Below are 20344 nucleotides of genomic sequence, written 5' to 3' on the forward strand. Positions count from 1 at the left end.
CTCCCTTATGCGAACCAGGGACCGATGCCTAGGGCAAAGGCCACGCCCAGGACAAACAGCCACACGATGGTCACGGGAATCAGCACCTTCCAGCCCAGCCGCATGATGTGGTCATAGCGGTAGCGCGGGAAGGTGGCGCGGAACCAGAGGAAACAGAACAGGAAGAAGGCCGTCTTGATCAGCAGCCAGTGAATACCGCTGTCCAGCAGCCAGCCGATCACCGGCAGGGCAAAGGCGCTCTCGGGCAGGATGCCCTCAAAGGGCGACAGCCAGCCCCCCAGGAACAGCAGGGCAGTCAGCGCCGAGATCAGGATCATGTTGGCGTATTCGGCCAGGAAGAAGATGGCAAAGGCCATGCCGGAGTATTCCACATGGAAACCGGCCACGATCTCCGACTCCCCTTCCGCCACGTCGAAGGGCGCGCGGTTGGTCTCCGCCACCCCGGAGATCAGGTAGACCAGGAACAGGGGGAACAGGGGCAGCAGGAACCAGTGATAGACACTGCCCTGCTGCGACATGACGATCTCACCCAGATTCAGGCTGCCGGCGGCCATCACCACGCCCACCAGGGCAAACCCCATGGCGATCTCGTAGGACACGATCTGGGCGGCGGATCGCATCCCCCCCAGCAGGGCGTAGCGGGAGTTGGAGGCCCAGCCGGCGATGATGATGCCGTAGACACCCACCGAACTCAGGGCCAGCAGATACAGCAGGCCGGCGTTGATGTCGGCCAGCACCATGCCGTCATCGAAGGGGATCACCGCCCAGACCGCCAGGGCCGGGGCAATGGCCAGTACCGGGGCGATCAGGAACAGATACTTGTCCGAGTTGCTGGGAATGATGACTTCCTTGAGCAGCAGCTTGAGGGAGTCGGCGATGGGCTGCAGCCACCCTCGCGGCCCCACCCGGTTGGGTCCCACCCGCACCTGCATGTAGCCGATCACCTTGCGCTCGGCGAAGGTGGTGTAGGCCACCACCAGCAACAGGGGGCCGACGATCATCATGATCTTGGTCATGATCTGCATGATCACGGGCAACCCGTCCCAGAATTCCATCATGGCTTGCTGCATGCTCGGACCCCGACCTTAAACCTTGTGCAGTTCCACCGGCCCGTATGCGGGGCCGAGGGTGCTTGTTTCCGTGATGCCACCCGGCAGCCAGACACAGCCGGCGGGTACCGTATCGTCGATCATCAGCCTCATGCGGGCAGTCAGCTTGCCCTGGCGCACCACCACTTCCTCGGCCCCCAGCAGATCCAGGCCGCGGGCCTGTGTCTCGCTGATGCGGGCCGCGCGATCAAGGGCCTCCGGCGTCTGCTGCAGAGGCAAGGACCGGCGCACCAGGCTGTCCACCCCGTACATGGCGGTGGCGGAAACCCGTTGCAGCCCGGCAGGCCTGGGCGGCAGGGCCAGGTGACGGCCCTCCAGGGAAACCCGGTTGTCGAAACCGGAGATGCCCGCCTCGGCCAGGCGGGCCTTGAGTTCATCCCTCACCTCTTCCGAGGACAGGTATTCAAACCCGGCCAGATCGCTCATGTTGCCCAGTACCCGCAATACCTTCCAGGCGGGACGGGTGTCCCCCGGCGGGGTGGCGGCGCCGGGCACGCTCTGCCAGCGGCCTTCCCCATTGACCCAGGTGCCGGAGGTCTCGGCAAAGGTGGCGATGGGCAGCAGCACATGGGCATGGCGACGCAGGGTCTCGGTGACGAACGGTGTCATGGCCACCACGAACTCCGCTCCCTGCAGAGCCTGCAGGGCCTGGGCGGGATTGTCGCAATCCAGTTCCGGTTCCACGTTCAGCAGGACACAGGCCTTCATGCCGTCGGCCAGCAGGCTTTGCACATGACGTCCCTCCGTCTGCAGGGCCGCCCCGGCAGCGCCCCGGTGAGGCACCGCACCCGCCAGCCAGGCACCGGCGGCATTGCCGCCTTCGGGCAGGTATCCCAGGCGGGCACCGGTGACCTCGCACAGGGCACCCGCCAGCGCGCGCAGCAAGGTAAACCGGGGATGGTGCATGGCCTGGGTACCCAGCAGCACCTGTCCCCGCGCCCCGGCCTGGGCCAGCACCTCGGCCATGGCGGTATCGACGGCATCGGGCTTGACGGCCTTGAGCACGTCGACCAGGGCGGCCGGCGCCGATTGTCCCGCGCCGGCCAGTGCCGCCCGCAGTACCCCGGCCAGGGCCGTGAGCATGCCGTGAGGGTCGGTGACCCGCTGGTGCGCGAGGGGGAAGTGGAAGCCGAAATCCCGCGGATTGATGGCCATCACCGGCCGCCCCTTGAGGGCCGCCTTGCGCAGGCGGTGGGCCAACATGGGCTGTTCCTTGCGGACGTCGCCGCCCACCAGCAGCAGACCGCCGGTCTCCTCCAGATCCTCCAGGCTGCTGCCCAGATAGGGGAACAGGGGCGCCTGGTCCTGATCCGAGAAGTCAGTCTGCCGCAGGCGATGGTCCAGGGACTGGATCCCCATGCCCCGCAGCCACTGCTGGGCCAGATAGAGTTCTTCCAGGCTGGACTGGGGGGACAGCAGGACACCGCACTCGGCAGCCGGCTGTGCCCGCAGCCCCTCGATGACGCGGGTCATGGCCGTTTCCCAATCGGTGCTCACCCACTCTCCCCGGTCGCGGATCATGGGCGTGGTGAGGCGATCTTCCGACTGCAGGCCGGCATAGCTGAACCGGTCGCGGTCCGCGATCCAGGTTTCGTTCACGCCGTCATTGCGACGGGGCACCACTCGCTTGGCCTGACCGTTGTCGGTGTGCAGGAACAGGTTGGAGCCCACGCAGTCATGGGGAGACACGGTGGGGTGCTGGATCAGTTCCCAGGCCCGGTAGGTGAAACGGGACGGCTTGGCGGTCAACGCCCCCACCGGACACAGGTCGATGACATTGCCCGAAAGCTCGGACACCACGGTACGCTGGACAAAGGTCCCGATCTCCAGCCGTTCGCCACGACCGGTGGCGCCCAGTTCCCGCATGCCGGCGATCTCCTCGCCGAAACGCACGCAGCGGGTGCAGTGAATGCAGCGGGTCATCTCGGTGGCGATCAGGGGGCCGATGTCCTTGTCCCTGACCACGCGTTTGGCCTCGCTGTAGCGGGACAGGTCCTCGCCATAGCCCATGGAGACATCCTGCAGTTCGCACTCCCCGCCCTGGTCACAGACCGGGCAGTCCAGGGGGTGATTGATGAGCAGGAATTCCATGACCGCCTTCTGGGCGGCCAGGGCCTTGGGCGACCGGGTGTAGACCTTCATGCCCTCGGCCACCGGAGTGGCGCAGGCCGGCATGGGCTTGGGTGCCCGCTCCACCTCCACCAGGCACATGCGGCAGTTGGCCGCCACCGACAGCTTCTCGTGGTAGCAGAAGCGCGGGATACGGATACCGGCGGCATCCGTCGCGGCGATCAACATGCTCCCCTTCCTGGCTTGCAGGGGGATGCCGTTGACCTCGAAGTTGACCAGATCGTCACTCATGCTTCACTTCCCGTTGCCCCGTTCCGCACCCGTCAGGCCGCGTCCGCCACCAGGCTGCGACCGTGCTGAATGTAGTGTTCGAACTCGTGTCTGAAGTGCTTCACAAAACTGCGCACCGGCATGGCGGCGGCATCGCCCAGGGCGCAAATGGTGCGTCCCTCGATCTTGGCCGCGACCTCGTCCAGCCGCGCCAGGTCTTCCATGCGGCCCTGGCCTTCCACGATGCGCGTGACCATGCGATAGAGCCATCCCGTGCCCTCGCGGCAGGGCGTGCACTGGCCGCAGGACTCGGCGAAATAGAAGCGGGAGATACGCTGCAGCACCTTGACCATGTCGGTGGTCTCGTCCATGACGATGACGGCACCGGAACCCAGCATGGAACCCACCTTGGTCACGCCGTCATAGTCCATGGTGGCGGTCATCATGAGATCCCCCGGCACCACCGGCACGGAGGAACCCCCGGGGATCACCGCCTTGAGCTTACGCCCCTTCCAGACCCCGCCGGCCATGGCCAGCAGGTCGGCAAACGGCGTACCCATCGGCACCTCGTAGTTCCCGGGGCGTTCCACGTGCCCGGACACCGAAAACAACTTCTCGCCGCCGGAGCGTTCCACCCCCAGGGCGGCAAACCACTCGCCGCCCTCACGGATAATGGCGGGCACCGAGGACAGGGTCTCGGTGTTGTTGATGGTGGTGGGCCGACCATAGAGACCGAAGTTGGCCGGAAACGGCGGCTTGAACCGGGGCATGCCCTTCTTGCCCTCCAGGGATTCCAGCAGGGCGGTTTCCTCGCCGCAGATGTAGGCGCCGGCGCCCAGGGTGGGATACAGATCGAAATCAATACCGCTGCCCTTGATGTTCCGCCCCAGCCAGCCGTGGTCATAGGCCTCCTTCACCGCCTGGCTGAAGCGCTGATAGGGTTCGTCCATGAACTCGCCGCGCATGTAGTTGTAGCCGACGGTGGCGCCGATGGAATAACCGGCGATGATCATGCCTTCCACCAGGGCGTGGGGATTGAAGCGCAGGATGTCCCGGTCCTTGCAGGTGCCCGGCTCGGATTCATCCGAGTTGCACACCACGTACTTCTGGCCCGGCGCCGTGCGCGGCATGAAGCTCCACTTGAGACCCGCGGGGAACCCGGCCCCGCCGCGGCCCCGCAGATTGGAGGCTTTCACCTCTTCGATGACCTGGTCCGGGGTCATCTTCTCGGCGATGATCTTTTCCAGGGCCTTGTACCCGCCCACCTTGAGGTAGTTGTCATAGGTCCAGGGTTCATCGAACTGGCGGGTGATGAAGCAGATGCGGTTGGTCATGGGCGTCTACTCCAGCTTGTCCAGGATCTCATCCACCTTCTCGGGGGTGAGATGCTCATGATAGACGTGGTTCACCTGCATCATGGGGGCGCCGCAGCAACCCGCCAGGCACTCCTCTTCCTTCTTGAGGAAGAAGCGGCCGTCCGGCGTGGACTCCCCCAGCTTGATGCCCAGCTTGTTTTCCACGTGGTCGAGGATCTTGTCGGCGCCGCGCAGCATGCAGGAGACATTGGTGCAGACGGAGATGCTGTGACGCCCCACCGGCTCCAGCTCGAACATGGAGTAGAAACTGGCCACCTCGTAGACGGCGATCTCGGGCATGCCGATGTACTCGGCCACCGCATCCATCATCTCGGTACTCAGATGCCCCTGCTCATGCTGGACGGCCCGCAAGGCCCCCAGCACCGCGGAGCGGCGCCGGTCTTCCGGATAGCGGGCCAACCACTGATCGATCTCCTCGCGCAGATGCGCATTGAGCAGGCTGGCCTTCCCCTTGGTCTGGTTGGCTGACATCAGCGGTCAATCTCCCCGAACACGATATCCAGGCTGCCGATCAGGGTGACCACGTCGGCGAGCATGTGACCCCGGGACATCTCGTCCAGGGCTGACAGATGGACGAATCCCGGCGGCCGGACCTTGACCCGGTAGGGCTTATTGGCCCCATCGGAGATCAGATACACCGCGAACTCCCCCTTGGGATGCTCCACCGCGGAATACACCTCGCCCTCGGGCACACAGTAACCTTCGGTGAAGAGCTTGAAGTGATGAATCAGGGACTCCATGTCTGCCTTCATTTCCTCCCGCGGCGGCGGTGCGACCTTGTGATCGTCGATCATCACCGGACCCGGGTTGGCCTTGAGCCATTCCACGCACTGACGAATGATGCGGTTGGACTGACGCATCTCCTCGATCCGGACCAGATAGCGGTCGTAGCTGTCGCCGTTGACCCCCACCGGAATATCGAAATCCATGCGGTCATAGACGGCGTAGGGCTGTTTCTTGCGCAGATCCCAGGCCACTCCGGAGCCGCGCAACATGGGACCGGTCAGACCCATCTGCAGGGCGCGCTCCGGGCTGACCACACCGATCCCCACGGTACGCTGCTTCCAGATGCGGTTATCCGTGAGCAGGGTTTCATACTCGTCCACGCAGGTCGGGAAGCGGTGGGTGAAATCCTCGATGAAATCCAGCAGGGAGCCGGAGCGGCTCTGGTTGAGGCGCTTCACATCCGCCGCGCTCTTCCAGCGGGAAGGCTCATATTGGGCCATGGTGCCGGGCAAATCCCGATAGACGCCGCCGGGACGGTAGTAAGTGGCGTGCATGCGGGAACCGCTGACCGCCTCGTAGCAGTCGATCAGGTCCTCGCGTTCGCGGAAGCAGTACAGGAACATGGTCATGGCGCCCACGTCCAGGGCGTGGGTGCCCAGCCACAGCAGATGGTTCAGGATCCGCGTGATCTCGTCGAACATGACCCGGATGTACTGGGCACGCAGCGGCGGCTCAATCCCCATCAGGCGCTCGATGGCCTTCACGTAGCCGTGCTCGTTGGCCATCATGGACATGTAGTCCAGGCGATCCATGTAGCCGATGCTCTGGTTGTACGGCTTGCTCTCGGCCAGTTTTTCCGTGCCCCGGTGCAGCAGACCGATATGGGGATCGGCACGCTGCACCACCTCGCCGTCCATCTCCAGCACCAGTCGCAGCACCCCGTGGGCGGCCGGGTGCTGAGGGCCGAAGTTAAGCGTGTAATTGCGAATCTCAGGCATCGGCGGACTTCTCCTCGGCGGCATCGTCCAGATAGCGATGGTCCTTGCGGATCACCCTGGGCACCAGGACCCGGGGGGTGATGGTCACGGGCTGGTAGATCACCCGGCGCTGTTCCGGGTCGTAGCGCATCTCCACATGGCCCACCAGGGGGAAGTCCTTGCGGAAGGGATGGCCGACAAAGCCATAGTCGGTGAGGATGCGACGCAGGTCCGGATGACCATTGAAGACGATGCCGAACAGGTCGAAGGCCTCGCGCTCGAACCAGTTGGCGCTGTTCCAGACCTCCACCAGGGACGGCATGGTGGGAAACTCGTCATCCTCGCAGTACACCCGGATCCGCAGGCGGTGATTGTGGGCCACCGAAAGCAGGTGGTAGACCACGGCGAAACGGGAGCCGGAGCGGCCGGAGGCAGGCGGGGCTTCATCAAAGGTGAAACGGCCGAAGGTGGCCTTCTCCACCCCGCGGCTAAAGCCCTCGGCAGTGGAGGACTCGGTGGTCCATTCCGTCACCCCGTAGGCGGAATAGTCCACCCCGCAGACATCCACCAGCATGTCGAACCCCAGTTCCGGGTCCCTGCGCAATATCCCGGCAACACCCGGCAGGTCCCCGGCGGAGACTTCGAGGGTCAGTTCGTCACAGGCCTGGTGCAGGCTCCTGATCCGGCCCTTGATCTTTTCTTCCAGGCACGCGGCCAGTCTGTCGAGTTTCTCGCTCATCGTGAAGTCCAGGCTGGAGACCGCCGGCTAGCGGGCAATGGTCTGAGTGCGACGGATCTTGTTCTGCAATTGCAGAATGCCGTACAACAGGGCCTCCGCGGTGGGAGGACATCCGGGGACATAGACATCCACGGGCACGATGCGGTCACAGCCGCGCACCACCGAGTAGGAGTAGTGATAGTACCCTCCTCCGTTGGCGCAGGATCCCATGGAAATGACCCAGCGGGGCTCGGCCATCTGGTCATAGACCTTGCGCAGGGCGGGTGCCATCTTGTTGCACAGGGTACCGGCCACCACCATGACATCGGACTGGCGCGGACTGGGACGGAAAATCACCCCCATCCGGTCCATGTCGTAGCGGGCGGCACCGGCATGCATCATCTCGATGGCGCAGCAAGCCAGGCCGAAGGTCATCGGCCAGAGCGATCCGGTCCGGGCCCAGTTGATGAGCTTGTCCGCAGAGGTGGTGACAAAGCCCTTTTCCAGGACGCCCTCTATTCCCATTCCAAGGCCCCCTTCTTCCACTCGTAGATGAAGCCGATCACCAGGATGCCGAGGAACATGGCCATGGCGAGCAGGCCGAACATGCCGATCTCATCCAGGGCCACGGCCCAGGGGAAGAGAAACGCGATTTCCAGATCGAAGATGATGAAGAGAATGGCCACCAGGTAGAACCTGATGTCGAATTTCATGCGGGAGTCTTCAAAAGCCTCGAAGCCGCACTCATAGGGCGAGTCCTTGGCACTATCGGGCTTGCGTGGCCCCACGGCCATGCCGATCGCCAGGGGAATGACGCCGACAAGCAGCCCGATGCCAATGAACACCAGTATTGGCAGGTAGTTTTCCAGCATTTCCCTCTCCTCCTGACCCAGCGCTGAATGACCTGGGGCAGGACTTGGTGATTTTTCGTGTGCCCGTGATTCAAGTCCAGGCACATCTTTTTATTAGTTATTTGAGCCGGCGTAAAGTGCCAATGCTTCAGAGGCCCGGGCGAGTCTAGGACACCCATAAAAAAAGTGTCAAGCTCCCAATAAAACTAATGCATTGATAAGTCAGTAAATTATTTTGACAAGTCGCAATATTTCGCCCTCCCGAGGGAGGCCGAGCGGTCGTCACGAAAATCCTGCCAGGCGGGCAAGACCCCGCGCGGGGAAGACGCGCCCCGCACAGAAAAGAGGTGCGGGAAAATTGGCGCTGGATGCAGGATCAGGACTGACAAGGACAAAAAAGATGGTGCAGATGGTCGGACTCGAACCGACACGGCTTTCGCCACCGCCCCCTCAAGACGGCGTGTCTACCAATTCCACCACATCTGCAATATCGAGCAACGAGGTTCCGGCGGTTGGCCGAGCCATGTCAGCTTGCCCGCCGGACCGGCATTCTATCAGAAACCGCGCCGGGGTGAACCCCAAATTTCGCTTTATTTTCCAATCAATTCGGCACGTCGGCCGGGACGTCGCGCATGCGATCGGCAGGCACCTGTTCCACCGGCTGCTCGATGACGCGAGGGGCGGTATCGATCAGATCGATGACACTGGGCGCCTCGGGCCGATTGGCCACCAGATAGGCCAGCGCCAGACTATTGACGAAAAAGGCCGTGGCCGTGAAGGCGGTGGCGCGACTGAGGGCGTTGGCGGAGCCACGAGCCCCGAACACGGTGGCCGAAGCCCCGCTGCCGAATGCCGCGCCGGCGTCCGCCCCCTTGCCATGCTGCAGCAGGATCAGGGCGATCAGTCCAATGGCCAGGATGACCTGGATAACGAGCAAAATGCCATACAGCATGACGATTTCAACCTGCTTGTTCTGCGGCCTTGCAGATTGCCAGGAAATCCGAGGCCTTGAGTGAGGCGCCGCCGATCAGGCCGCCATCGATATCGGGTTGTGCAAACAGCTCGGCGGCGTTATCGGCTTTGACGCTGCCGCCATACAGGATACGCACCTTCCGCGCCACGTCCGGATCCCGGTCCGCCAGACGGGCACGAATGAAGGCATGCACCGCCTGCGCCTGTTCGGGCGTGGCGGTCCTGCCGGTACCGATGGCCCACACGGGCTCATAGGCAATCACGGCATCGGACAGGGCTTCAATCCCCTCCACCGCCAACACCGCATCCAGCTGGCGCGCCACGACGGATTCGGTGACGCCGGCTTCACGCTCTTCCAGCAGCTCACCCACACACAGGATGGGGGTCAGACCATGGCGACGGGCAGCGGCGAACTTGCGCGCGGTAAAGGCATCATCCTCGCCGTACAAGGTACGGCGCTCGGAATGGCCCACGATCACACAGGTGCAGCCCATCTCCCGCAGCATGTCTCCGGACACCTCGCCGGTGAAGGCACCATTGTCCTGATCCGACACGTCCTGGGCACCCAGTGCGATGCCGCCGTCCCGGCACAGCCCCGCCACCTGTTCCAGGTAGACAAAGGGGGGACAGACCGCCACGTCCACCTTGCCCAGTCCGCTCACGGGACCCACCAGCGCCTGCATCAGGGTCTGGTTGGCACTGCGTGAACCATTCAACTTCCAGTTACCGGCTACCAGGGGCCTGCGCATGAATCTGCTCCTGAGTTCGCACTGCGTGTTGTATGGAGCCGGGAATCCTACCTTCGCGGCGCGGATAAATCAATTTCATCCTGCCTCGGCGGCCCGGCGCACCACATCGGCCAGATCCTGGGCAATCCGCCCCACCAGGCGCAGATCGGAACCTTCCACCATCACGCGGACCAGGGGCTCGGTGCCCGACGGGCGCAGCAGGACACGTCCGCGACCGGCCAGGGTGTCCTCGGCCGATTGCAACGCCGTGGTGATCTCCTGGTGGTCCAGCAGGGACGCACGGGATGTGGCGGCGTTGATGGGGACATTCACCAGGGTCTGCGGATACTTCTCCATCACCGCCTTCAACGCCGACAGGGGTCTGCCGGAGGCGCGCATGACCTCCAGAATCTGCAGGGCCGCCACGATCCCATCTCCGGTACTGGTGCGGTCCAGGCAGATCAGATGTCCGGAGGATTCCCCACCCAGCACCCAGCCTTCCGACTGCAGGGCCTCCATCACATAACGATCCCCCACGGCGGCACGGCGAAACGGGATCCCCTTGGCCGACAGGGCTTGCTCCAGCCCCAGATTGCTCATGAGGGTGCCTACCACCCCGCCCTGCAGGATGCCGTCCGCATGCCGGGCCAGGGCAATGATGCACAGGGCCTGGTCACCATCCACCACTTCACCCTTTTCGTCCACCAGGATCAGGCGATCGCCGTCCCCGTCCAGGGCGATGCCCAGATCCGCCTGATGGGTCAGCACCGCGGTCTGGAGCTGCCGAGGATGGAGGGAACCGCAACCCTCGTTGATGTTGAAGCCATCCGGCTCCACGCCGACGGGAATCACCTCGGCGCCCAATTCCTCGAACACGTGGGGCGCCACCGCATAAGTGGCGCCATGGGCACAGTCGACCACAATCTTCAATCCGCGCAGGGTCGTGCCGGTGGGGATCGTACCCTTGCAGAACTCGATATAGCGACCGGCGGCGTCCACCATTCGCTCCACCTTGCCCAGCTTGGCGGAATCCACCGTCTCCATGGGTTTTTCCAGCTCCGCCTCGATGGCCTGCTCCACCGCATCCGGGAGCTTGTTGCCGCTGCTGGAAAAGAACTTGAAGCCGTTGTCGTAATAGGGATTGTGCGAGGCACTGATGACGATGCCGGCCGAGGCGCGGAAGGTACGGGTCAGGTAGGCCACGGCGGGCGTGGGCATGGGCCCGAGGAGACGGATATCCACGCCGGCGGCGGACAGGCCGGCCTCCATGGCGGACTCGAACATGTAACCCGAAACCCGGGTGTCCTTGCCGATCAGGACCAGGCCCTTGCCGTCCTGCGCCAGCACCCGTCCAACCGCCCAGCCCAGGCGCAGGGCAAAATCCGGGGTCATGGGATGCTGTCCGACGCGGCCGCGGATGCCGTCGGTACCGAAATATTGTCTTTCCATGGTCGTACCTGAGTCAGTGAATGAGCCTGGCGGGGCAGTGCTGTCGTCGTTGGCTATGCCAGGGCAGCCAGCACGCGCAGTGCATCCCGGGTGGCGCCCACGTCGTGGACACGCAGAATCCGGGCCCCGCGCTGGGCTGCCAGCAAGGCCGCCGCCACACTCCCCGTGATGCGCTCCCGGGGCGGGCGGTCATCGCCGAGCATTTTACCGATCATGCTCTTGCGGGACACCCCCACCAGCAAGGGCAACCCATCCACGACCAGCGCCGGCAACTGCCGGAAAAGGGCGAGATTGTGTTCATGAGTCTTGCCGAAACCAAACCCCGGATCCAGCACCAGGTGATCCCTCGGAATTCCCGCCTCAAGACAGGCGGCCACGCGGGCGGCGAGAAAATTCCGCACCTCCGCCACCACATCGTCATAACGGGGATCGACCTGCATGCCGCGGGGCTCTCCCTGCATGTGCATCAGACAGACCCGCGCCTTCGTCCCGGCCGCCACGGCCAGGGCGCCGGGGGCCTGCAGGGCGAAGACATCATTGATCATGCCGGCACCGGCGGCGCAGGCCTCGCGCATCACTTCCGGCTTGCTGGTATCCACCGAGATCAACGCATCCACCCGTGCGGCAATGGCCTCAACCACCGGGATGACCCGATCCAGTTCTTCCTGGAGGGACACCCCGGCCGCCCCGGGACGGGTGGACTCCCCCCCCACGTCGATGATGTCCGCACCCTCCTCCACCATGGCGAGCGCTCGCTCGATGGCCTGCCGCGGCGCCAGGAAACGGCCACCGTCGGAAAATGAATCGGGGGTGACATTGAGAATCCCCATGATCTGGGGCAACGCGGCGTGATGGCTCATGTCATGCATCCGGGGTACGGGATCGATCGATGAAGGGGGCAGGTTTGAAACAAAGAAGCCGCCCTCGAAAAGGCGGCTTCTCCAACGGGCCGTTCATCAACGGCCCGTTTCACACAGTGATGACGGCATCAGGTCTGGCTGGCGGGGCCGCCGATGACACCCTTGCTGTCACCCTTTTCCTGATCACGACCGGCCGCGCCACCGGGACCGGATTCACTGCCGCCGGTCCAGCCACCGGGCTCACGGGGCTCGCGCCCTTCCATGATGTCGTTGATCTGATCCACGTCGATGGTCTCGAACTTGATCAGGGCGTCGGCCATGGTATGGAGCCTCTCCATGTTGGCTTCAAGGATCTCCTTGGCACGCTCGTAGCTGGTGTCGATGACGCGACGGATCTCCTCGTCGATGGCGTGCGCCGTCTCGTCGGACATCTGCTTGCGCTGGGTCACCTGGCGGCCGAGGAACACCTCGCCCTCCTCCTCGCCGTAGGACAGCGGACCGAGGCGATCGGACAGGCCCCACTTGGTCACCATGTTGCGGGCAATGGCCGTGGCCCGTTCGATGTCGTTGGAGGCGCCCGTGGTCACCTTGTCGGCGCCGAAGATGATCTCCTCGGCGATGCGGCCGCCGAACAGGGAGCAGATCTGGCTCTCGAGTCGGGTCTTGCTGTGGCTGTAGCGGTCCTCGTCGGGCAGGAACATGGTCACACCCAGGGCACGCCCGCGGGGGATGATGCTCACCTTGTAGACCGGATCATGCTCGGGCACCAGGCGGCCGACGATGGCGTGACCGGCCTCATGATAGGCGGTCAACTTCTTCTCGTCGTCGCTCATCACCATGGACTTGCGCTCGGCGCCCATCATGATCTTGTCCTTGGCGCGCTCGAAGTCGATCATCTCCACCAGTCGCTTGTTGGAGCGCGCCGCAAACAGGGCGGCCTCGTTGACCAGATTGGCCAGGTCGGCACCGGAAAAGCCGGGCGTACCACGGGCGATCAGGTCGGCGCGCACGTTCTCGGACAGGGGTACCTTGCGCATGTGGACCTTGAGGATCTGCTCGCGACCGCGCACATCCGGCAGGGGCACCACCACCTGACGGTCGAAGCGACCGGGACGCAGCAGTGCCGGGTCCAGCACGTCGGGACGGTTGGTGGCGGCAATGACGATGATGCCTTCGCTGCCCTCGAAACCATCCATTTCCACCAGCAACTGGTTCAGGGTCTGCTCGCGCTCGTCATGCCCTCCCCCCAGACCGGCGCCACGATGGCGGCCCACGGCATCGATTTCGTCGATGAAGATGATGCAGGGGGCATGCTTCTTGGCCTGATCGAACATGTCGCGGACCCGGGAGGCACCCACGCCCACGAACATCTCCACGAAATCGGAACCGGAGATGCTGAAGAAGGGCACCTTGGCTTCGCCGGCAATGGCCTTGGCCAGCAGGGTCTTGCCGGTACCGGGGGAGCCCACCATCAGGACGCCGCGGGGAATCTTGCCGCCCAGCTTCTGGAACTTGCTGGGGTCGCGCAGGAAGTCCACCAGCTCGGCCACGTCTTCCTTGGCCTCGTCACAGCCGGCCACATCGCCGAAGGTGACCTTGATCTGGTCCTCGCTCATCATGCGGGCCTTGCTCTTGCCGAAGGACATCGCCCCCCGACCGCCGGCACCACCCTGCATCTGGCGCATGAAGTAGATCCAGACCGCGATCAGCAGCAGCATGGGGAACCAGCTGATGAGGATGTCCGTCAGCAGGGAACGCTGGGCGGGTTCCTCGACGCGGATCTCCACATTGCTGGCCAGCAGGTCGCCGATCAGACCCGGATCATTGGGGGCGTAGGTATTGAAGCGCTCGCCGCCGATGGTACGGCCGTGGATGGTCTTGTCCTCGATGAAGACGCTGTCGATGCGTCCGGCCTTCACCTCGTTGAGGAATTCCGAATAGGACCAGGCCTGGGGCTGAGGTTGCGTCGGGCTGAAGTTGTTGAACACCGACATCAGCACGATGGCGATAACCGCCCAGATAATCAGGTTTTTTACCAGCTCGTTCAAGGGTCTACCTCGACTTTGTCTGTCGTGTGCTCGTGGTTTAGCTGACCTTACACCAGTTTGGCGCCCCTGGCCAACGCATAAACCTCCCGCGATCGGGACCGTGACGCCTCGGGCTTGCGGATCTGCACCTTGTCGAACTGTCCGCGCAGGGTCTTCACATAGTCGTCAAAGCCTGTCCCATGGAACAGTTTGACCAGGAAATCACCACCGGGTTTCAGCACCCGGCCCGCCGTATCCAGGGCCAGCTCCGCCAGATACATGGCCCGGGGCTGATCCACGGCCTCCACACCACTGGTATTGGGGGCCATGTCGCAAATTACAAGGTCTGCCGGCTCATCGCCGAGGGCGGCGAGGATGGCTTCAAGCACCGCTTCCTCGCGAAAATCCCCCTGGATGAAGGCCACCCCCTCGATGGGATCCATGGGCAGGATGTCGGAGGCGATCACCCGCCCCTTGCGCCCCACCTCGCCGACGGCGAACTGGGTCCAGCCACCGGGAGCAGCCCCCAGGTCCAGTACCCGCATGCCGGGTCGGATGATCCGGTCACGGGCCTGGATCTCCTGCAGCTTATAAACGGCGCGGGAGCGCCAACCTTCCTGTTGCGCCTTCTGGACGAAGGGATCGCTGAAGTGTTCCTTGAGCCAGCGGCTGCTGGTCTTGCTACGTGCCATGGGTCAGGATTTCCGGGGTTGCTTCCCTGTGTGAAGTCGGTGCCGCGGGGGAATATTGCCCGGGGTCGGACTCCTACAGCGGGTATGCGCATGCTAGACTCGGCGACTTGAGGAACGGCCCGCATGCCCCGGCCGTCCTGTCACCTCGCGGGATGCTCCCGCGTCCTGGTTATTCTTGCGGATTTTTCCCTGACATGCCCATTGAAAGACACATCAAGCACCTGCGTGCCCTGGCGCACTCCCGTAAACCCGTGGTCAGCATCGGCCGCAACGGCCTCACCGAGCCGGTCATGGAGGAAATCCGCAAGGCGCTGGACCACCATGAACTCGTCAAGATCAAGGTCGCCATCGGCGACCGGGAACAGCGGGACGCGGCGATCCATGAGATCTGCGGGCAGACCGGGGCGGAACTGGTACAGCGGGTGGGATTCATCGCCACCCTGTTCCGGCGCAACCCGGACAAGCCGGTGATCGAACTCCCCTGAGCGTCCCGGCCCTTCCCCCGCCCGGGGGAAGGGCCGGCCGTGGCCGTCAGCGGTAGTGTACCGCCACGATCTCAAAGTGCTTTTCCCCGCCCGGGGCACTGAAGTGGATCTCGTCCCCTTCATGCTTGCCGATCAGGGCTCGGGCGATGGGTGAATTCACCGAAATCAGGCCCATCTTGATATCGGCCTCGTCGTCACCCACGATCTGATACGTCACCTCCGCATCCGAGTCCAGGTCCACCAGTTCCACGGTGGCGCCGAAGACCACCTTGCCGCCGGCGTTGAGGGTGGTCACATCAATGATCTGGGCATTGGAGAGCTTGGCCTCCAGTTCCTTGATGCGCCCCTCGATGAAGCCCTGCTGCTCACGCGCGGCATGGTACTCGGCATTTTCCTTCAGATCGCCGTGGGCACGGGCCTCGGCGATGGCGGCGATCACCCGTGGACGATCCTCGCTCTTGAGGCGCTGCAGCTCCGTCTTGAGCAATTCGGCCCCGCGTACCGTCAGAGGCGTCTTGTTCATGAGCGGGTCTCCTTGTGCATGTCCTGCAGGCAGTACACCAGGTCGCTGTCCAGATACTCCAGGGCCTGGACCGTGGCATAGGCACCGGCCAGGGTGGTGGTATAGGTCACCTTGTGCTGCAGGGCTTCACGACGGATGGTGAAGGAGTCGGCAATCGCCTGCTTGCCCTCGGTGGTGTTGATGATCAGGCTGATCTCGTCGTTCTTGATCATGTCGACGATATGGGGCCGACCCTCGGTCACCTTGTTGATGCGCTCGCAGGTCACGCCGGCGGCCTCCAGGGCCTGGGCGGTACCGTGGGTGGCGATCAGCTCGAAGCCCCGGGCCGCCAGCTCCTTGGCCACCTGGATGATGCCGGGCTTGTCCACCTCGCGCACGCTGATGAAGGCCTTGCCGGTCTCGGGCAGCTTGACGCCGGCACCCAGCTGGCTCTTGGCAAAGGCCTCGGGGAAATTGCGGCCCATGCCCATGACCTCGCCGGTGGACTTCATCTCGGGGCCGAGGATGGGGTCCACGCCGGGGAACTTGATGAAGGGGAAGACCGCTTCCTTCACCGAGTAATAGTCAGGCACCACGGTTTCGGTGGCCCCCTGCTCCACCAGGGAGCGGCCGGCCATGCAGCGAGCGGCGATCTTGGCCAGGGGCATGCCGATGGCCTTGGAAACGAAGGGCACGGTACGGGAGGCACGGGGGTTCACCTCCAGCACGAAGATGCGATCCCGCTGGATGGCGAACTGGGTGTTCATCAACCCCACCACGCCCAGGGCCAGCGCCATCTTGCGCACCTGTTCGACGATCTGATTCTGCAGCGCCATGCTCAGGCTGTAGGGCGGCAGGGAACAGGCGGAGTCACCGGAGTGCACGCCGGCCTGCTCGATGTGCTGCATGATGCCGCCGATGAGCACGTCCTTGCCGTCGCAGATGGCATCCACGTCCACCTCCACGGCATCGTCCAGGAAGCGATCCAGCAGCACCGGGGCATCATTGGACACCTTCACCGCGTCGCGCATGTAGCGGCGCAGGTCGGTTTCGTTATAGACGATCTCCATGGCACGACCACCCAGCACGTAGGAAGGACGTACCACCACCGGATAGCCGATGGCCTCCGCGTGGCGTACCGCCTCGTCCACGCTGCGGGCGGTGCGGTTGGGGGGCTGAACCAGCTCCAGCTTCTCGATCAGCTGCTGGAAGCGCTCCCGGTCCTCCGCCAGGTCGATGCAGTCCGGGGTGGTGCCGATCACCGGCGCGCCGGCGGCCTCCAGGTCCCGGGCCAGCTTCAGCGGGGTCTGACCGCCGAACTGGATGATGATGCCCTTGGGTTTTTCCAGGTGCACGATCTCCAGCACGTCCTCCAGGGTCAGCGGCTCGAAGAACAGCCGGTCGGAGGTGTCGTAATCGGTGGAAACGGTCTCCGGATTACAGTTGACCATGATGGTTTCGTAACCATCCTCGCGCATGGCCAGAGCGGCATGCACGCAGCAGTAGTCGAACTCGATCCCCTGCCCGATCCGGTTGGGGCCGCCGCCCAGGACCATGATCTTTTCGCGGCTGGAGGGATTGGCCTCGCACTCCTCCTCATAGGTGGAGTACATGTAGTCGGTGGTGGAGGCGAACTCGGCGGCACAGGTATCCACCCGCTTGTAGACCGGGTGGATGCCCAGTTCATGACGGTAGGCACGCACGGTCCGCTCGGTCTCGTCGAGCAGCTTGGCCAGGCGGCGGTCGGAGAAACCGTACTGCTTGAGGGTGAACAGGGTCCGGCGATCCAGATCCTTCAGGGAGCGGCTCTTGAGGTCCTGCTCGATGTCCACCAATTCCTGGATCTGGGCCAGGAACCAGGGATCGATGCGGCTGAGTTCATGCACCTGCTCCAGCGTCAGGCCGAAGCGGAAGGCATCGGCCACGTACCAGATGCGCTCGGGACCGGCATCGGCCAGCTCGCTGCGGATGATGGATTCGGCATCTTCCGCGTTCAGATCCACCATCTCGTTGAGGCCGTCACTGCCGGTTTCCAGGCTGCGCAGGGCCTTCTGGAAGGATTCCTGGAAGGTGCGGCCGATGGCCATGGCCTCGCCCACGGACTTCATCTGGGTGGTCAGCTTGGCCTTGGCGGTGGGGAACTTCTCGAAGGTGAACCGGGGGATCTTGGTCACCACGTAGTCGATGGACGGCTCGAAGGAAGCCGGGGTCACGCCGCCGGTGATCTCGTTGCGCAGTTCATCCAGGGTGAAGCCCACGGCCAGCTTGGCCGCCACCTTGGCAATGGGGAAGCCGGTGGCCTTGGAAGCCAGGGCCGAGGAACGGGATACCCGGGGGTTCATCTCGATGACCACCAGACGGCCATCCTCCGGGTTCACGGCGAACTGCACGTTGGAGCCGCCGGTGTCCACGCCGATCTTGCGCAGCACCGCCAGGGAGGCGTTGCGCATGATCTGGTATTCCTTGTCCGTCAAGGTCTGGGCCGGGGCCACAGTGATGGAGTCACCGGTATGCACACCCATGGGGTCCAGGTTCTCGATGGAGCAGATGATGATGCAGTTGTCCGCGCGGTCGCGAACCACCTCCATCTCGTACTCCTTCCAGCCCAGCACGGATTCCTCCACCTGCACCTCGTTGACCGGAGACAGGTCCAGGCCGCGCTTGACGATCTCTTCGTATTCTTCCCGGTTGTAGGCAATGCCGCCACCGCTACCGCCCATGGTGAAGGAGGGGCGGATGATGATGGGATAGCCGATCTCCGGCTGCACCCGTTGAGCCTCTTCCCAGTTGTTGACCATAAAGGCCTTGGGCGAGGCCAGGCCGATCTCGTCCATGGCCTGACGGAAGCGCTCCCGGTCCTCGGCCATGTCGATGGCGTCTTCGGTGGCGCCGATCAGCTCGACGCCGAACTTTTCCAGCACGCCGTTGCGGGCCAGATCCAGGGCACAGTTGAGGGCGGTCTGTCCGCCCATGGTGGGCAGCACCGCATCCGGGCGCTCCCGCTCGATGATGCGGGCGACGGTCTTCCACTCCACCGGCTCGATGTAGACGGCATCGGCCATCTCCGGGTCGGTCATGATGGTGGCGGGGTTGGAGTTGACCAGGATGACCCGGTAACCCTCTTCGCGCAGGGCCTTGCAGGCCTGGGCGCCGGAGTAGTCGAACTCACAGGCCTGGCCGATGACGATGGGGCCGGCGCCTATGATGAGGATGCTCTGGATGTCGGTTCTCTTTGGCATGCGTGTCCTACCGTGAACAGCCCGGCGCCGTTGAAGGCGCCGGCGGGCAAAATGGGGGGCGGTCTTTAATGCGGAACCAGGACTAGGCGCCGGAACCCCGACGGGCTCTCATCATCTCGATGAACCGATTGAACTGCGGGGCCACGTCCTCGGGGCCGGGACTGGCCTCGGGATGGCCCTGGAAACTCACGGCGGGCCGGTCGGTCAGTTCGATGCCCTGCAGGGTACCGTCGAACAGGGAACGATGACTGGTCCGGGCATTGGCCGGCAACGTCTTCTCGTCGATGGCAAAGCCGTGGTTCTGACTGGAAATCATCACCTTGCCGGTGGCCAGATCCTGAACCGGATGGTTCGCGCCATGATGGCCGAACTTCATCTTCATGGACTTCGCACCCACGGACAGCCCCAGCAGCTGATGCCCCAGACAGATCCCGTACAGGGGGATGTTTCTTTCCAGCAGCCCCTGAATGCCGCGGATGGCGTAATCACAGGGCGCCGGATCACCGGGACCATTGGAAAGCAGGACACCGTCCGGATTCAGGGCCAGGATCTCCTCGGCGGTACTGGTGGCGGGCACCACGGTGACACGGCAACCCCGATCCACCAGCAGACGCAGCATGTTGCGCTTGACGCCGAAGTCGTAGCAGACCACGTGGAAAGGGCGCTCGACGGGTTCTTGCCGATAGCCTTCACCCAGGCTCCAGCCACCCTCGGTCCACTCAAAGGTGGTATCGGTGGTGACGGTCCGGGCCAGATCCATGCCGTTGATGCCGGGGAAGGCGCGGGCAGCTTCCAGGGCCTTGGCCTCGTCCACCTCGCCGGCCATGATGCAGCCGTTCTGGGCACCCTTTTCCCGCAGCAGACGGGTCAGGCGACGGGTATCCACGCCGGTGATGGCGACGATGCCGTGGCGCTTGAGGTAATCGGGCAGGGTTTCGGTGGCACGCCAGTTGGACATGCGCTCGGGCACATGGCGGACGATCAGTCCGGCGGCCTGGGGGCCTTCGGCTTCCTCGTCCTCGGGATTGATACCGGTGTTGCCGATGTGGGGATAGGTGAGCGTCACCATCTGACGCGAATAGGAAGGATCCGTGAGGATTTCCTGATAACCGGTCATGGATGTATTGAACACGACTTCACCCACGGTGGTTCCTTCCGCACCCAGGGCGTAACCGTGAAACAGACTGCCATCTTCCAAAGCCAGCAAGGCGGGTGTGGTTCTCAAAGAGTCCTCCGGCACACATAGAAACAGGGCGGGTTGGGAGACCCAACCAGCCCTGTCAGGGATTTCAA

At 63.9% G+C, this 20344-nt stretch carries 18 protein-coding genes and 1 tRNA gene; 1 reads left to right on the plus strand and 18 read right to left on the minus strand.

The features are described from left to right. Positions 1-5: 5 nt before the first annotated feature. The 15 genes from nuoH to rlmE form a co-directional block, all read right to left on the minus strand. On the minus strand, positions 6-1058 hold the full coding sequence (gene nuoH / locus ACLF6L_RS11125; RefSeq protein ID WP_412852785.1) for an NADH-quinone oxidoreductase subunit NuoH: 1053 nt from the start codon (positions 1056-1058) through the stop codon (positions 6-8). A 27-nt stretch (positions 1059-1085) separates the two neighbouring features. Continuing rightward, complete coding sequence (gene nuoG, locus ACLF6L_RS11130) at positions 1086-3470, minus strand: NADH-quinone oxidoreductase subunit NuoG (RefSeq protein ID WP_412851689.1); 2385 nt, start codon at positions 3468-3470, stop codon at positions 1086-1088. 32 nt (positions 3471-3502) lie between these two features. After that, a complete protein-coding gene (nuoF, locus tag ACLF6L_RS11135) occupies positions 3503-4783 on the minus strand; it encodes an NADH-quinone oxidoreductase subunit NuoF (protein ID WP_008932000.1) in 1281 nt (426 codons plus the stop codon). Between the two features lie 6 nt (positions 4784-4789). Further along, on the minus strand, positions 4790-5296 hold the full coding sequence (gene nuoE / locus ACLF6L_RS11140) for an NADH-quinone oxidoreductase subunit NuoE (RefSeq protein ID WP_008931999.1): 507 nt from the start codon (positions 5294-5296) through the stop codon (positions 4790-4792). Continuing rightward, a complete protein-coding gene (locus ACLF6L_RS11145; protein ID WP_238615909.1) occupies positions 5296-6549 on the minus strand; it encodes an NADH-quinone oxidoreductase subunit D in 1254 nt (417 codons plus the stop codon). Before ACLF6L_RS11145 ends, nuoE begins: the two co-directional genes overlap by 1 nt. Then, a complete protein-coding gene (locus ACLF6L_RS11150) occupies positions 6542-7267 on the minus strand; it encodes an NADH-quinone oxidoreductase subunit C (protein WP_238615908.1) in 726 nt (241 codons plus the stop codon). The genes ACLF6L_RS11145 and ACLF6L_RS11150 overlap by 8 nt, the downstream gene beginning before the upstream one ends. A 27-nt stretch (positions 7268-7294) precedes the next feature. Next, entirely contained in the window at positions 7295-7771 is a 477-nt protein-coding gene (locus ACLF6L_RS11155; RefSeq protein ID WP_008931996.1) for a NuoB/complex I 20 kDa subunit family protein, read from the minus strand. Continuing rightward, positions 7762-8118 carry an NADH-quinone oxidoreductase subunit A gene (locus tag ACLF6L_RS11160; protein WP_008931995.1) on the minus strand — a complete coding sequence of 119 codons (357 nt, stop codon included), beginning with the start codon at positions 8116-8118 and terminating at the stop codon, positions 7762-7764. The genes ACLF6L_RS11155 and ACLF6L_RS11160 overlap by 10 nt, the downstream gene beginning before the upstream one ends. A gap of 380 nt (positions 8119-8498) precedes the next feature. After that, positions 8499-8583: transfer RNA gene (locus ACLF6L_RS11165), tRNA-Leu, on the minus strand. 115 nt (positions 8584-8698) lie between these two features. After that, on the minus strand, positions 8699-9049 hold the full coding sequence (gene secG, locus ACLF6L_RS11170) for a preprotein translocase subunit SecG (protein ID WP_412851690.1): 351 nt from the start codon (positions 9047-9049) through the stop codon (positions 8699-8701). Positions 9050-9056: 7 nt separating this feature from the next. Continuing rightward, a complete protein-coding gene (tpiA, locus tag ACLF6L_RS11175; RefSeq protein ID WP_238615906.1) occupies positions 9057-9818 on the minus strand; it encodes a triose-phosphate isomerase in 762 nt (253 codons plus the stop codon). 75 nt (positions 9819-9893) lie between these two features. Continuing rightward, positions 9894-11246, minus strand: a complete 1353-nt coding sequence (gene glmM, locus ACLF6L_RS11180) for a phosphoglucosamine mutase (RefSeq protein ID WP_238615905.1) — start codon at positions 11244-11246, stop codon at positions 9894-9896. 53 nt (positions 11247-11299) lie between these two features. Continuing rightward, positions 11300-12106: a dihydropteroate synthase gene (gene folP, locus ACLF6L_RS11185; RefSeq protein WP_238615904.1), complete on the minus strand. Its 807-nt coding sequence runs from the start codon at positions 12104-12106 to the stop codon at positions 11300-11302. A gap of 128 nt (positions 12107-12234) precedes the next feature. After that, a complete protein-coding gene (gene ftsH, locus ACLF6L_RS11190) occupies positions 12235-14154 on the minus strand; it encodes an ATP-dependent zinc metalloprotease FtsH (protein WP_276315643.1) in 1920 nt (639 codons plus the stop codon). Between the two features lie 47 nt (positions 14155-14201). After that, positions 14202-14825 carry a 23S rRNA (uridine(2552)-2'-O)-methyltransferase RlmE gene (gene rlmE / locus ACLF6L_RS11195; RefSeq protein ID WP_238615903.1) on the minus strand — a complete coding sequence of 208 codons (624 nt, stop codon included), beginning with the start codon at positions 14823-14825 and terminating at the stop codon, positions 14202-14204. A gap of 194 nt (positions 14826-15019) precedes the next feature. Here rlmE and yhbY point away from each other — a divergent pair, with 194 nt between their 5' ends. Further along, positions 15020-15310, plus strand: coding sequence for a ribosome assembly RNA-binding protein YhbY (yhbY, locus tag ACLF6L_RS11200; RefSeq protein ID WP_238615902.1), 291 nt, complete (start codon positions 15020-15022; stop codon positions 15308-15310). A 46-nt stretch (positions 15311-15356) separates the two neighbouring features. Here the strand turns inward: yhbY and greA are convergent, their stop codons facing one another. The 3 genes from greA to carA all read right to left on the minus strand — a co-directional run bounded on the left by greA (position 15357) and on the right by carA (position 20276). After that, a complete protein-coding gene (greA, locus tag ACLF6L_RS11205; protein ID WP_238615901.1) occupies positions 15357-15833 on the minus strand; it encodes a transcription elongation factor GreA in 477 nt (158 codons plus the stop codon). Further along, positions 15830-19051, minus strand: a complete 3222-nt coding sequence (carB, locus tag ACLF6L_RS11210) for a carbamoyl-phosphate synthase large subunit (protein ID WP_412851691.1) — start codon at positions 19049-19051, stop codon at positions 15830-15832. Before carB ends, greA begins: the two co-directional genes overlap by 4 nt. 82 nt (positions 19052-19133) lie before the next feature. Next, positions 19134-20276 (minus strand): glutamine-hydrolyzing carbamoyl-phosphate synthase small subunit, encoded by a 1143-nt coding sequence (carA, locus tag ACLF6L_RS11215; RefSeq protein WP_238615899.1) that lies wholly within the window; start codon positions 20274-20276, stop codon positions 19134-19136. Positions 20277-20344: the final 68 nt, after the last annotated feature.

It is taken from the genome of Ectothiorhodospira shaposhnikovii, from assembly GCF_047222355.1.
GTDB lineage: Bacteria > Pseudomonadota > Gammaproteobacteria > Ectothiorhodospirales > Ectothiorhodospiraceae > Ectothiorhodospira.

Coding starts and splice junctions, on each gene's coding strand:
- nuoH (WP_412852785.1), bottom strand. CDS start 1,058: ATGATGGAATTCTGGGACGGGTTGCCCGTGATCATGCAGATCATGACC.
- nuoG (WP_412851689.1), bottom strand. CDS start 3,470: ATGAGTGACGATCTGGTCAACTTCGAGGTCAACGGCATCCCCCTGCAA.
- nuoF (WP_008932000.1), bottom strand. CDS start 4,783: ATGACCAACCGCATCTGCTTCATCACCCGCCAGTTCGATGAACCCTGG.
- nuoE (WP_008931999.1), bottom strand. CDS start 5,296: ATGTCAGCCAACCAGACCAAGGGGAAGGCCAGCCTGCTCAATGCGCAT.
- ACLF6L_RS11145 (WP_238615909.1), bottom strand. CDS start 6,549: ATGCCTGAGATTCGCAATTACACGCTTAACTTCGGCCCTCAGCACCCG.
- ACLF6L_RS11150 (WP_238615908.1), bottom strand. CDS start 7,267: ATGAGCGAGAAACTCGACAGACTGGCCGCGTGCCTGGAAGAAAAGATC.
- ACLF6L_RS11155 (WP_008931996.1), bottom strand. CDS start 7,771: ATGGGAATAGAGGGCGTCCTGGAAAAGGGCTTTGTCACCACCTCTGCG.
- ACLF6L_RS11160 (WP_008931995.1), bottom strand. CDS start 8,118: ATGCTGGAAAACTACCTGCCAATACTGGTGTTCATTGGCATCGGGCTG.
- secG (WP_412851690.1), bottom strand. CDS start 9,049: ATGCTGTATGGCATTTTGCTCGTTATCCAGGTCATCCTGGCCATTGGA.
- tpiA (WP_238615906.1), bottom strand. CDS start 9,818: ATGCGCAGGCCCCTGGTAGCCGGTAACTGGAAGTTGAATGGTTCACGC.
- glmM (WP_238615905.1), bottom strand. CDS start 11,246: ATGGAAAGACAATATTTCGGTACCGACGGCATCCGCGGCCGCGTCGGA.
- folP (WP_238615904.1), bottom strand. CDS start 12,106: ATGAGCCATCACGCCGCGTTGCCCCAGATCATGGGGATTCTCAATGTC.
- rlmE (WP_238615903.1), bottom strand. CDS start 14,825: ATGGCACGTAGCAAGACCAGCAGCCGCTGGCTCAAGGAACACTTCAGC.
- yhbY (WP_238615902.1), top strand. CDS start 15,020: ATGCCCATTGAAAGACACATCAAGCACCTGCGTGCCCTGGCGCACTCC.
- greA (WP_238615901.1), bottom strand. CDS start 15,833: ATGAACAAGACGCCTCTGACGGTACGCGGGGCCGAATTGCTCAAGACG.
- carB (WP_412851691.1), bottom strand. CDS start 19,051: ATGCCAAAGAGAACCGACATCCAGAGCATCCTCATCATAGGCGCCGGC.